Below are 12630 nucleotides of genomic sequence, written 5' to 3'. Positions count from 1 at the left end.
CCGGCCGGTACGCCGTGGCCAGACCGCCGGTCAGTCGACGGTGAGCAGGTCTGACACCCGGACCGGCTGGCCGGTCTCGAAGGACCGGTTGGCGGCCAGCCCGGTGAGCAGCGCGAGCGCACCGTCACGGGCGGTGGCGGCCCGTCCCATCGGGTCGGTCTCGCCGCCGAACAGCACCGCGGTCATCTTGGCGTCCGCACCGCCGTGCCCGGCCCGGGTGTAGCCGGCGACCGGCACCTGACGGGGCTGCTCCCAGAACGGCCGGACGGTGATCTTGGCCCAGCCCTCCTCCACCGCCGCCTGGACGCCGTGCAGGGCGGCGCCCTTGAGTTCGCCGGCGGCGTACGGGCTGACGAAGTCGCTCTCCACCACCTCCAGCTCGAGCCGACCCCTGCTGCCGTTGAACATCACCCGGTAGCCCTCCCAGGGGGCGTACGCGGTGAGGTGGTACGTCATCGTGGCCCCGGTGGAGTAGCTGGCCAGCACCGACATGTCGTCCTCGATGGTCACACCGGGGGCGAAGACGTTCTGGTCACGGTGGTAGCCGTCCTCGGCCTCGGCCTCCAGGTAGAGCGCGCGCAGCCGGGGGTGGGCGGCCATCTGCAGGGCGAACGGGTCGCCGGCGGCGGCGACCTCGCCGTGTGCCCGGTCGTAGTCGCGGGCGTAGCCGTGCCGGCGGCCGGGCTCGCCGTAGAAGAACAGCCGGCCGGCCGCGTAGACCTGCACCGGGGTCGCGTCCAGCCACCAGTTGACCAGGTCGAAGTGGTGGCTGGCCTTGTGCACCATCAGGCCGCCGGAGTTGGCCTTGTCGCGGTGCCAGCGGCGGAAGTAGTCGGCACCGTGGCGCACGTCGAGCAGCCACTCGAAGTGCACCGAGCCGATCTCGCCGATCTCGCCGTCGGCGAGCACCTGGCGGACCCGTTCGTGCAGCGGGTTGTACCGGTAGTTGAAGGCGACCCGTACGGTGCGCCCGGTCCGTGCCACCGCGTCGAGGATGCGTCGGCAGCGCGGCACATCCACGGTCATCGGCTTCTCGGTTATCACGTCGCAGCCGGCGTCCAGGGCGGCGACGATGTACTCGTCGTGCACCCGGTCGACGGTGGTGACCAGGACGACGTCCACCCGTTCCTTGCTCAGCATGGTCACGAACTCGCTGGCCGGGTAGGTGGGCACTGCGTCGCGACCGAGCTCCTCCAGCCAGGCGTTGTGCGCGTCCATCCGGGCCTGGTTGCTGTCGGCGAAGGCGACGAGTTCGGCGCTGTCCCGGTAGTCGAGGACCAGGGACCGGACGAACATCTCGGCGCGGGCGCCGGTGCCGACGAGCGCGTAGCGCAGCCGCCGATCGGGTTCTGGGGACATCCTGCTCCGCCTCCGGGTTGGCTGCAAAGGTTTGCAGCAGAAGCTGCCATGAGACGGACACCTTCGTCAATGCCCGGAAACCATCCTGCCCGATTTAAGGGGTTACACGAGGATTCGAACACCTGGCATGACCACGGCCGCAACAAATCCGCAATCGAAGACCGTTGACACTTGAGCAACCGTTTGCATTAATTGGCGAACCAACGTGACCCCAGCCACACCGGTCGCCGCCCGCACCGGACGGCGACCACATCGATGAAGGACGACGCGTGCCAGCCACCATTCGAGACGTCGCACGGGCCTGCGGAGTGCACATCTCCACCGTGTCCCGCACGTTCTCGGCACCGCATCTGGTCAACCCGGAGACCCGCAGCCGGGTGCTGGCCTGCGCGGAGCATCTCGGCTACCGCCCCAACCGGGCGGCCCGCGCGCTGATCACCGGCCGGACCCACAACATCGGGCTGATCGTTGCCGACATCGCCAACCCGTTCTTCCCGCCCCTGATCAAGGCGGCGGAAAGCCAGGCCCGGCACCGCGACTACCACATCTTCGTCACCGACACGAACGAGGACCCGGCGGTCGAGGAGGAGTTGGTCCACGCCCTCGCCAAGCAGGTCGACGGGGTGCTGCTGTGCAGCCCCCGGATGAGCAACAGCCTGATCGAGCAGCTCAGCCGGGACGTACCGCTGGTGGTGATCAACCGGCAGGTGACCGGCCTGCCGAACGTGGTGATCGACGTCGGCCAGGGTGCCCGGCTCGCCGTCGAGCACCTGATCGGCCTCGGCCACCGGCGGATCGCGCTGCTCGGCGGCCCGCGCGGGTCGTGGACCAACCGGGAGATCCGGCGGACCGCCACCTCGGCGGCCCGCTCGGCGGACGTCACGTTGACCGTGATCGGCCCCAACCCGCCCACCGAGGGCGGCGGCATCGCCGCGGCGGAACAGGTCCGCCGGGCAGAGGTGACCGCCGTGCTCGCCTACAACGACCTGATGGCGATCGGCCTGATCGAAGGGCTCGACGCACACGGGGTCGCGGTGCCCCGGGACATCAGCGTGGTCGGCATCGACGACATCGCGCTGAGCCGGCTCACCCGACCCAAATTGACGACGGTGGCCACACCGAACGCGGCCGCCGGTCGGGCGGCCGTCGACATGCTGCTCCAGCATGGCGACGACCGTCGCACCACCGCCCAGGTAACGCTCCAGACCGAGTTGGTCATCCGCGACTCGACGGGCCCGGGGCCGCACAGCCATGCGGACCCGGGCGACGCGGCTGCCGCCGCGCCGGCCGATGTCGCCTCCTAACCCCAAGGAGTGAGCGCAATGCACCCCGCAACATCACCGACGGCGAACACGCCTGCCACGCGTGCTCACCGTACCCCCTTCGGCCGGCGCCGCCTGCTGCGCGGCATCGCCGCCACCGCCGTCGTGCCGCTGGTCCTCGGCGCCGCCGCCTGCGGCGACGACGACGCGTCGAGCGACCCGGACGCGCCGGTCACCATCGAGTTCTTCTGGTGGGGCGGCGAGTCCCGTGCCGAACTCACCGAGCAGGCCCTCGACCTGTACGAGGAGAAGAACCCTAACGTCACCATCAACCCGACCTGGCAGGCGTTCACCGGCTACTACGACAAGCTGGCCACCATTTCGGCCGGCGGTAACGCGCCGGACATCTTCCAGATCGACGACAACGGCCTGGCCGAGTACGCCGGCCGCAACGTCACCCTGGACCTGACGCCGTTCGTCTCCTCCGGCGACATCGACCTGAGCAACCACCCGGAGAGCCTGACCCAGTACGGGCAGATCGACGGCAAGCAGGTCGCCGTGGCCGCCGGCGAGAACACCCCGGCCCTGGTGTACGACAAGACGAAGATCACCGAGCTCGGCCTGCCGGAGCCGGAGACCGGCTGGACCTACGACGAGTTCATCGCCTGGGGCACCCAGGTGACCGAGGCGGCCGGCGACGGATACTGGGGCGCGATGGACCCCAGCTCCGACTACAAGGCGCTCTGGCTGTGGCTGCGCTCACAGGGCAAGGAGTTCTACGACGGGCCGCAGCTCGCCTTCACCGAGGCCGACCTCACCGAGTGGTTCCAGTTCTGGCTGGACGCCCGGGAGGCCGGGGCAACCCCGCCGGCCGACGTGGTGCACGAGGCGGTCGGCGGCGGCGTCTCCGACCAGCTGGTGGTGACGGGCAAGGGGGCCACCTCGTTCATGTGGTCCAACCAGCTCTCCGAGCTGGGCAAGTCGACCGAGAGCGAACTCGGCATGGTGGCCTACCCCGGTGACCCGAAGGGCCAGTGGGCGCGGGCGTCGCTGTACTGGGCCGGGTCGCGTTCCACCGAGCACCCGGAGGTCGTCGCCGACGTCATCAACTTCCTGGCCAACGACCCGGAGGCGGCGCAGATCCTCGGCGTCGACCGGGGCCTGCCGTCCAACATCGACAACCGGGAGACGGTCCAGGCGGGTCTCGACGACCCGTACATGACCGCGACGGTCGAGTTCGAGAACGCGCTGATCCCGCAGATGGGCCCGGCACCGGCACCGCCGCCACAGGGCCACGGACCGCTGCGGTCGACCCTGACCACGGTCGCCGAGAGCGTCACCTACGGCCAGGCCAGCCCGGCCGACGCCGCCGCGGAGTTCTTCCGACAGGCCGAAGCCACCCTCGAGTAGTCCGGGCCGGACTTGCGCGGTCGTGGTGCCCACGGCGTCCGCCGTGGGCACCACGACCGGAATCCGGGCCGTGGGCACCACGACCCGTGATCCGAGAAAGGAGCCAGATCGTGGCCCTGACCACGAAACCCGTCCCGGCCACGAGTACCGACACTGCCCCGGCGGACACGAACAGGAGGCGGGGCAGCGCCAAGGGCGGCAGCCGGCGGCACGGCGAAGGGTTGGCCGGATACGTCTTCCTGTCCCCGTGGCTGCTGGGGCTGATGGCGATCACTGCCTTCCCCATGCTGTTCTCGCTCTACCTCAGCTTCACCAACTACGACATCCTGTCCTCCTGGGAGTTCGTCGAGTGGGTCGGCTTCGAGAACTACTGGGACCTGTTCGTCAACGACCAGACCTTCCGCCACTCGGTGCAGGTCACGCTGATCTTCGCGTTCGTCGCCGTACCGCTGAAGTTGGCCGCCGCTCTCGGCGTCGCGCTGCTGCTCAACCGGGAGACCCGCGGGGTCGGGCTGTTCCGCAGCCTGTTCTACCTGCCGTCGCTGCTCGGCGGCAGCGTCGCGCTGGCGCTGATCTGGCGGGCGATGTTCAGCGGCGACGGCGCGTTCAACGACTTCCTCGGGCTGTTCGGCATCACCGGACAGCCGTGGGTCAACGACCCGGACTGGGCGTTGGAGACCCTGATGGTGCTGGCCATCTGGCAGTTCGGCGCTCCGATGGTGATCTTCCTGGCCGGGCTGAAGCAGGTGCCGACCGAGCTGTACGAGGCGGCCTCGGTCGACGGCGCCGGCAAGATCCGGCAGTTCTTCAACGTCACCCTGCCGATGCTCTCCCCGGTGATCTTCTTCAACCTGGTGCTGGAGACGATCAACGGATTCCAGGGCTTCACCGCCGCGTTCGTGATCAGCAACGGCACCGGCGGGCCGGTCGACTCGACCATGCTCTACACGCTGTACCTCTACACCAAGGGCTTCACCGAGTTCCAGATGGGATACGCGTCCGCGCTGGCCTGGGTCTTCCTGATCGCGATCGGCCTGATCACGGTGCTGTTCTTCAGCACCGGCCGGTTCTGGGTGCACTACTCGGACGGAGACAACGACTGATGGCTACCGAAGCTGCTCCGATGTCGACGGCGGACGGCGGCAGCGCCGCACGCCGCCGGGCCGCCGGCGGCACCGCCCGAGGCGTCGCCCGGGTGGCGGTGCTGGTCGCCATCCTGGTCGTGGTCCTCTACCCGCTGATCTGGGTGCTGGGCTCGTCACTCAAGTCACCGACCGAGGTGGCCAGCAACCTGTCGGTCATCCCGCAGGACCCGACCTGGGCGAACTACCCGGACGGCTGGAACTACCTGAGCAACATCTCGTTCGGCCGGTTCTTCTGGAACAGCACGGTGATCTCGATGGCGACCGTGGTCGCCAACGCGGTCTCCTGCCTGCTGGCGGCGTACGCCTTCGCCCGGCTGCAGTTCCGGGCCCGCAGGTTCTGGTTCGCCATCATGATCGGTACGCTGCTGCTGCCCAGCCACGTGCTGATCGTGCCGCAGTACATCATGTTCAACTCGTTCGGCTGGATCGACACCCCGCTGCCGTTGATCGTGCCGAAGCTGCTGGCCACCGAGGCGTTCTTCGTCTTCCTGATGGTGCAGTTCATGCGGGGCATCCCCAGGGAGCTGGACGACGCGGCCAAGATCGACGGATGTTCGCCGTTCGGGGTGTTCCGGTACGTCATCGTGCCGCTGGCCCGGCCGGCGCTGGTCACCACGGCGATCTTCTCGTTCATCTGGACCTGGAACGACTTCCTGACCCAGCTGATCTACCTGCCGAGTGTGGAGAGCTACACGGTGCCGATCGGGCTGCGGCTGTTCATCGACTCCACCGGGCAGACCTCGCTCGGCCCGATGTTCGCCATGTCGGTGCTGTCGCTGCTGCCGGTCTTCCTCTTCTTCCTGGCGTTCCAGAAGATGCTGGTACAGGGCATCAACACCAGCGGCCTCAAGGGGTGACGTCGATGGCTCCCGCAGGGTGGCCGGACAACCCGGCACCGGCCCGCGCCGACTGGCGCGACACTCTGCGGGCCGCCACCGATCTGGCGCTGCTCGGCATCGTCACCGCGCTCGCGTCGGCGGCCGTACTGACCGCCGGCGCGGCGCTGGCCACCGCCAGCGCCGCGATCCACCGGTGGACGGTCGACGGCCACTGGCCGGACCTGCGGGACCTGGCCGGGCGATTCTGGCGCGGGCTGCTGCCCGGAGCCGTCGCCACCGTGGTCGCCGTGGTCGGCGCGCTCCTGCTCGCCGGCAACGCCGTGCTGATCTCGGCCGAGGTGGTGCCCGGCGGCACGGCGATGCTGGTCGGCACCGTGCTGCTTGCCGCGCTGGTGGCCGGCTTCGCCGGCCTCGTCGTGGTCGAGATCGGCCGGGGCGCCGGTGGCTGGCGGGCGGCGGTGCGGGCCAGCTGGCGGATCGCCGAACGGCGACCGCTGGCGGTGCCGGCCGCCGCCGGGGTGGTCGGTCTCGCCGCCGTACTGACCGTGCTGGTCATGCCGATCCTCGCGCCGATCCTGCTCGGCTACACCCTGTTCGCCCTGCACGCCGTGCTACGCCGGTTCAACCGGCGATGAACCGGTGCGTGACGAAACCGTCGGCCGTCGGGCAGAAGACCACCGCACGGTCCCACGAGCAGGCGACGGTACGTACGCCCTGCAGTACGCCGAGTTCGAGCCGGTCGGCCGGTGCGGCAGCCGGTACGCCGGCGACGCTGGCGTCCTCCGGGTAGCTGCCCGGGTCGTCCAGGAACCACAGCAGGTTCGCCCGGTCGATCCTTACCGCCACCCCGTCACGACGCAGCAGTTCCTCGCCGTCGGAGTCGAGCAGCAGCGACAGGTAGGGAGTCGTCGTACGGCGTAGCAGGATCTGGTCGCCGACCGGCACGACCACCTCGAAGTCGGCGGCCGGCACCCGCCACTGCACGCCGTCCTCGGCCGGGTCGATCACCACGAGTTCGTTGGTGTCGGAACCGAAGCCGGTCGATTCCAGCAGGCAGATCCGGGTGCCGCCGCACGGGGTGAGGCTCTGCAGCCGCCGCTGGTCGTCGGCCGGGGTGTAGAGGTTGACCGACTCGCCGGTCGTCGACAGGTCGTACGACGCCAGCCGGTATCCGCTGCTGTCCGACGGCGCGATCACCAGCCGGCCCGCGTAGACAACGACCGGGTCGGTCGGCGCGGCCACGTTCGACCGGTCGCCGAGCAGTTCGCCGGAGCCCGCGTCGAACACCCGGGCGTGCCGAGTCGAGGTGAGCTGCACGATCCGTCGGTCGTCGGCCAGGTCGGGCGTGGTGGGGGCGCCGTCGAAGCCGGCCGGGCCGGTCAGGTCGGCGGCGCTCACCGCCGGGTACACCGCGGTGTCGGTGTCGTCGTACTGGTCGGCCGGGTTTTCGTGCTCCCAGCGTTCGGTGCCGTCCCGCAGGTCCAGCCCGACCAGCCGGGCACCATCCACGTCGGACCAGACGAGGACGTCGTCGAAGACGAACAACTGGTCCTTGCCGAGAATCTCGAAGTGCCACAGCTGCCGGCCGTCGGTCGGGTCGAGCACCGCGACTGGCCGGGTGGCGCTGCTGTAGGCGTCGGCGACGGCGATCACCGCGTCCGGGGTGGCCCGCAGGCCGAACCACCGGTCGGCGCGCACGGTCGTCGCCTCGTCCCACCGCTGGTCGCCGGTCGCCGGGTCGACGGCGACGACGCCGAGCCGGCCGTCGTCGCGGACGTAGCCGCCGTACGCCTGGCCGTCGACCAGTTGGGTGAAGTCGGCGTCCGCGTCCTCGGGCACCGTGATCGCCTTGCCGACCTGGCTGAACGCCCGGAACTCGATCGGCCGGGCCGGATCCCGCAGCAGGTAGACGACGCTGGCGACGGTCACCGCGACCACGGCCAGGGCGGCGCCGCCGACCAGCCACGGCAGCCGCCGACGCCGGCGTCGCCGCCGCGCCGGGCCGGACGCCGGCGTCGACATCGGCGGCGGCTGGACCGGGGGCGGCGGACCCTGAGCCGGCGGGACCGATGTCGGCGCGGGTGAGACCGGGGATGGTGCGGCTGCAACCGGCGGTACGGGTGACGCGACGGCGGACGGCGCGGCCGGAACGGACGCCGGCGCAGGCAGGTCGGCCAGCGCGCCTTCGGCGACCGGCAGTTCCGGCTGCTCCAGCACGGTCGGTGCGATCCCCAGCTCGCTGTGCAGCATCCGGGCCACCAGCGGCACCCGCGACGAGCCGCCGACCAGGAACAGTCCGGCAAGCTGGTCGACCCCGAGCCCGCAGGCCGCGACCAACCGGGCCGTCTCCCGTACGCCACGGCCGATCAGCGGGGTGGCGACCCGCTCCAACTCGTCACGGGTCAGGTGCACCGCCCGGTCCACGCCGGGCACGGCGACCGGCGCCGACGACGCCCGGGACAGCATCTCCTTCGCCCCGCGTACGTCGTCCCAGAACTGCCGGCGGTTGCGCCACTGCGCCGGGGTGGCCGGAGCGGCCAACTGCTGCCGTACCTGCGGATCGAGCACCGCGCCGAGCTGTTCGACCAGCGCCGCGTCCAGGTCGAGACCGCCGAGTTCGGTGAGGCCGCCGGAGCCGATCACCGCGAACCGGGCCCGCCCGTGCGGGTCGACTCCGTCGTTGCGAACCACGGCGATGTCGAGGGTGCCGCCGCCGAAGTCGAACACGGCGAGGGCCTGCCCGACCGGCACCGGTCGGCGTAGCACGTCGGCGAAGTAGCGGGCCGCGGCGACCGGCTCCGGCACCAGTCGGGTCCCGGGCGTGCCGGACCCGACGGGCGGCGGGCCGGAGGTGGCCGGCCCGCCGGGGATGACCGGCGGCCAACCGGCGCGGGCCACCGCGTGCGCCAGCACCTCCCGGCGGCGGGCACCCCAGCCGGCCGGGTAGGTCAACGCCGCCGGTGGCAGGAAGCCGACCGCCTCCACCGCCGACCGGGCCACCGCCGCGAGCACCGCGGCCAGTAGGTCAGCAGTGGGCACGTCATGGTCGCCGAGCAGCACCGTCGGCTCGTCGACCCGGCGTTTCGGGTTCGGCTCGAACCGGGCCGGGTCGGCCTGGGCGAGCCGCTGCGCGTCCCGACCGACGTGCAGCCGGTCGCCGAGGAACACCCCGGACGGCAGGACCGGCACGCCGTCGAAGAGCAGCGGTCGGGTCCGCCCGTCCGGCCAGCGCAGCACCGCGACCGTGTTGGAGGTGCCCAGGTCGACCCCGAGGGCGAAGCCCTCGTCCTGCCCTGTCATCAGCTGTTCCTCCGCCGCACCCCGAACCCGCCCGACACCGACCCCGGGCATGCTACGGGTGACTGACCCGCTGATCAGCGATCGGCCGGTCAGCCGACCAGGCGGCGGCGGGCGACCTCGGCGAGGGTGACCGCGGCGGCCACACTGGCGTTGAGCGACTCGACGTCGGAGTGCATCGGGATGCGTACCTGCAGGTCACAGGTCTCGCCGACGAGCCGGGACAGCCCGCGACCCTCGGAACCGACCACCACGACCAGCGGACCCACCGCAGCCTCCAGGTCATACAGGTCGGTCTCGCCGTCGGCGTCCAGGCCGACCACGACGAACCCCTCGGCCTGGCACTTCTTCACCGCCCGGGTCATGTTGACCACCTGGCTGACCGGGGTCCGGGCGGCCGCACCGGCGCTGGTCCGCCACGCGGTGGCGGTCATCCCGGCGGCCCGCCGCTCCGGCACGAACACGCCGTGCGCGCCGAACGCGGCCGCCGAGCGCACCACCGCCCCGAGGTTACGCGGATCGGTCACCCCGTCCAGGGCGACCAGCAGCGGCTCCGGCTGCTCGGCGGCGGCGGCCAGCAGGTCCTCGAACGGCTCGTACGCGTACGCCGGCACCTGCAGCCCGACGCCCTGGTGCAGCACGCCGCCGGTCATCCGGTCCAGCTCGGCCCGGGTGATCTCCAGGATCGCGATGCCCCGGTCACCGGCGGTCCGTACCAGCTCGGTGACCCGGTCGTCGACGTCGATGCCCTGGGCGACGTAGAGCGCGGTCGCCGGCACATTGGCCCGCAGCGCCTCGACCACCGGGTTGCGGCCGACCAGCAGCTCCGGGGCGTCCTTCGGCGGGTGCGCCTTACGGCCCGGGGAGACCCGCGGCCCGGACCGGGCACCGCCCCGGGCCAACCGGCCGGTCGCCGGACCGCCCCGGCTGCGGCCACCGCCACCCCAGGTGGTGTCCTTCGTCCCAGGTACGCCGATCTTCGGCGCGCGCCCCTCGGCGGCCGCCGCCCGGCGTTCCTTCTCCTGCTTCCAGGCGGTCTTGTTCGGCAGCTTCTCGGTGCCGGAGTAGCCCTTGTGCCACGGCCGTTCGTCGGCCGGCAGGGTGCGCCCCTTGCCGGTCAGGCCGGACCGGTTCTTGCCGCCGGAGCCCTGGGTGGTGCCCTTCTTGGGGGTGACCCGCCGGCCACGTCGTTGCGAGTTGCCGGGCATCAGGTCTGCTCTCCAATGGTCCAACGGGGGCCGTGCGGGGTGTCCTCGACCGTGACGCCGGCCTGCTTGAGCTGGTCACGCACCGCGTCGGCGGCGGCCCAGTCGCGCCGGGCGCGGGCCTGCGCCCGCTGGTCGAGGGCGAGGGCGATCAGCGCGTCGACCGCGCCACGCAGCTCGTCGCGCGGGGCGGCGTCGCCCCACGACGGGTCGAGCGGGTCGAGGCCGAGCACGCCCAGCATGGCGCGGACCCGGCCCAGGCTGGCCCGGACCGCGTCATCATCACCGCCGGCCAGCAGGTTGTTGCCGTCGCGGATCCCGTCGTGCAGCACGGCGAACGCGGCCGACGTGTTCAGGTCGTCATCCATCGCGGCGGCGAACCCCGCCGGCATGTCGGTGGCGGCGACCGCGCCGACCTGCTCCGCCGCCCGCCGGACGAAACCCTCGATTCGCCGGTACGCGGTGGCACTCTCCAGTAGGGCGTCGTCGGAGTAGTCGATGCGGGACCGGTAGTGCGCCGCGGTCAGGTAGTAGCGCAGCTCGACCGGACGCACCCCGAGCCGGGCGACGTGGCCGAGGTCGATGACGTTGCCCAGTGACTTGCTCATCTTCGCCGCGCCCAGGTTGAGCAGCCCGTGGTGCACCCAGTAACGGGCGAACGGCAGCCCGGCCGCCTTGGACTGGGCGACCTCGTTCTCGTGGTGCGGGAAGGTCAGATCCAGCCCGCCGCCGTGGATGTCGAACTCGGGGCCGAGGTAACGCCAGCACATCGCCGAGCACTCGATGTGCCAGCCGGGCCGGCCCGGACCCCACGGCGAGCGCCAGGCCGCGTCGGCGGGCTCGTCCGGCTTGACGCCCTTCCAGAGTGCGAAGTCGCGCGGGTCGCGTTTGGCCCGGTCGACGCCGTCGCCGGCCGGCTGCATCGCGTCGGGGCGCTGCCCGGACAGCGCGCCGTAGTCGGCGTACGAGGCGACGTCGAAGTAGACGTCGCCGCTGCCGTCACCGGCCGGGTAGGCGTGGCCGCGGTCGATCAGCCGCTCGATCAGCTGGTGCATCTCCGGGATGTGCCCGGTGGCGCGCGGCTCGTACGTCGGCGGCAGCACGTTCAGGCTGCGGTACGCGGCGGCCAGCAACAGTTCGTTGGCGTACGCGATCGACCAGAACGGCTGACCCGCGGCGGCCGCCTTGTCCAGCACCTTGTCGTCGACGTCGGTGATGTTGCGGATGAAGGTGACCCGCAGCCCCTGGTGGGCCAGCCAGCGGCGGAGCACGTCGTAGTTGACGCCGGAGCGAAGGTGACCGATGTGCGGGGCGGACTGGACGGTGACGCCACACAGGTAGACGCTGACCTCGCCGGGCTGGCGGGGCACGAAGTCCCGCACGGACCGGGTCGCGGTGTCGTACAAGCGGAGCGTCACGCTACGAGGGTACCGACTGGCACCCGTCCGTACTCTGTCGGTGTGCACGCGCGAGGGGCGGAGACGGCGCAGACCCTGGACCGGGGGCTGCGCCTGCTGGGCCTGGTCGCCGAGGCGACCGGCGGGATCACCGTCACCGAGGCCGCCGGCCGGCTCGGTATCGGTCGGGCCGCCGTCTACCGGCTGGCCACCACCCTGGCCGCGCACGGCATGCTGCGCCGCGACACCGCCGGTCGGTTGCGGCTCGGTGCCGGGCTGCTGCAGCTGGCCCGGCGGGCACAGCCGCTGCTGGCCGATGCCGCGCTGCCGGCGCTGCGCCGGCTCGCCGAGTCCTCCGGCGCCACCGCCCACCTGACCGTCGCCGACGGTGCCGAGGCGGTGGCGCTGACCGTCGTCGAGCCGAGCTGGACGGCGTTCCACGTGGCGTACCGGGCCGGGTCGCGGCACCCGGTCGGTCGCGGGGCCGCCGGCCGGGCGATCCTGGCCGGCCGTGACGGTACGCCCGGACCGGTGACCAGCAGCGGCGAGTTGCAGCCCGGCGCGTACGGGGTCGCCGCCCCGGTGCTCGGCGTGCCCGGCCTGGAGGCCAGCGTCGGGGTGGTGACGATGGGCACCCTGGACGTGCCGGCGATCGGCGCGCAGGTGCAGGCGACCGCCGAGGCGGTGTCCCAGCTGCTCGCCAGCGAGCTGTGACC

General features: G+C 71.8%; 10 protein-coding genes. 6 read left to right on the top strand and 4 right to left on the bottom strand.

The genetic code is table 11. The annotated features are described in order from the left end of the window. Positions 1-30 precede the first annotated feature (30 nt). A complete protein-coding gene (locus tag O7553_RS00325) occupies positions 31-1359 on the bottom strand; it encodes a Gfo/Idh/MocA family oxidoreductase (protein ID WP_281552926.1) in 1329 nt (442 codons plus the stop codon). 269 nt (positions 1360-1628) lie between these two features. Between O7553_RS00325 and O7553_RS00320 the strand changes: the two genes are divergently transcribed. The 5 genes from O7553_RS00320 to O7553_RS00300 all read left to right on the top strand — a co-directional run bounded on the left by O7553_RS00320 (position 1629) and on the right by O7553_RS00300 (position 6650). Next, positions 1629-2663: a LacI family DNA-binding transcriptional regulator gene (locus tag O7553_RS00320; protein ID WP_281552925.1), complete on the top strand. Its 1035-nt coding sequence runs from the start codon at positions 1629-1631 to the stop codon at positions 2661-2663. Between the two features lie 18 nt (positions 2664-2681). Beyond that, positions 2682-4031 carry an ABC transporter substrate-binding protein gene (locus O7553_RS00315; RefSeq protein ID WP_281552924.1) on the top strand — a complete coding sequence of 450 codons (1350 nt, stop codon included), beginning with the start codon at positions 2682-2684 and terminating at the stop codon, positions 4029-4031. A gap of 221 nt (positions 4032-4252) precedes the next feature. Beyond that, entirely contained in the window at positions 4253-5134 is an 882-nt protein-coding gene (locus O7553_RS00310) for a sugar ABC transporter permease (protein WP_281555815.1), read from the top strand. Further along, the gene (locus O7553_RS00305; protein ID WP_281552923.1) at positions 5134-6033 is read left to right on the top strand and encodes a carbohydrate ABC transporter permease; all 900 of its coding nucleotides are present in this window, start codon (positions 5134-5136) and stop codon (positions 6031-6033) included. The genes O7553_RS00310 and O7553_RS00305 overlap by 1 nt, the downstream gene beginning before the upstream one ends. A 5-nt stretch (positions 6034-6038) precedes the next feature. After that, positions 6039-6650, top strand: a complete 612-nt coding sequence (locus O7553_RS00300; protein WP_281552922.1) for a hypothetical protein — start codon at positions 6039-6041, stop codon at positions 6648-6650. Here the strand turns inward: O7553_RS00300 and O7553_RS00295 are convergent. The 3 genes from O7553_RS00295 to cysS form a co-directional block, all read right to left on the bottom strand. Continuing rightward, a complete protein-coding gene (locus O7553_RS00295; RefSeq protein ID WP_281552921.1) occupies positions 6637-9315 on the bottom strand; it encodes an Hsp70 family protein in 2679 nt (892 codons plus the stop codon). The two genes, O7553_RS00300 and O7553_RS00295, sit on opposite strands and share 14 nt — an antisense overlap. Before the next feature lie 89 nt (positions 9316-9404). Next, a complete protein-coding gene (gene rlmB / locus O7553_RS00290) occupies positions 9405-10520 on the bottom strand; it encodes a 23S rRNA (guanosine(2251)-2'-O)-methyltransferase RlmB (protein ID WP_281552920.1) in 1116 nt (371 codons plus the stop codon). After that, positions 10520-11935: a cysteine--tRNA ligase gene (gene cysS, locus O7553_RS00285; RefSeq protein ID WP_281552919.1), complete on the bottom strand. Its 1416-nt coding sequence runs from the start codon at positions 11933-11935 to the stop codon at positions 10520-10522. The genes rlmB and cysS overlap by 1 nt, the downstream gene beginning before the upstream one ends. A 42-nt stretch (positions 11936-11977) precedes the next feature. Here cysS and O7553_RS00280 point away from each other — a divergent pair, with 42 nt between their 5' ends. Beyond that, entirely contained in the window at positions 11978-12628 is a 651-nt protein-coding gene (locus tag O7553_RS00280; protein ID WP_281552918.1) for a helix-turn-helix domain-containing protein, read from the top strand. Positions 12629-12630: the final 2 nt, after the last annotated feature.

The organism is Solwaraspora sp. WMMA2059 (assembly GCF_027497315.1).
Lineage (GTDB): Bacteria > Actinomycetota > Actinomycetes > Mycobacteriales > Micromonosporaceae > Micromonospora_E.
Note: the sequence above shows the minus strand (reverse complement) of the source record. Positions and strands in the feature narration are given on the sequence as shown.

Bases quoted from the DNA above. Each gene is read 5' to 3' on its own strand.
- rlmB (WP_281552920.1), bottom strand. From the start codon at position 10,520: ATGCCCGGCAACTCGCAACGACGTGGCCGGCGGGTCACCCCCAAGAAG.
- O7553_RS00295 (WP_281552921.1), bottom strand. From the start codon at position 9,315: ATGACAGGGCAGGACGAGGGCTTCGCCCTCGGGGTCGACCTGGGCACC.
- O7553_RS00315 (WP_281552924.1), top strand. From the start codon at position 2,682: ATGCACCCCGCAACATCACCGACGGCGAACACGCCTGCCACGCGTGCT.
- O7553_RS00325 (WP_281552926.1), bottom strand. From the start codon at position 1,359: ATGTCCCCAGAACCCGATCGGCGGCTGCGCTACGCGCTCGTCGGCACC.
- O7553_RS00305 (WP_281552923.1), top strand. From the start codon at position 5,134: ATGGCTACCGAAGCTGCTCCGATGTCGACGGCGGACGGCGGCAGCGCC.
- O7553_RS00300 (WP_281552922.1), top strand. From the start codon at position 6,039: ATGGCTCCCGCAGGGTGGCCGGACAACCCGGCACCGGCCCGCGCCGAC.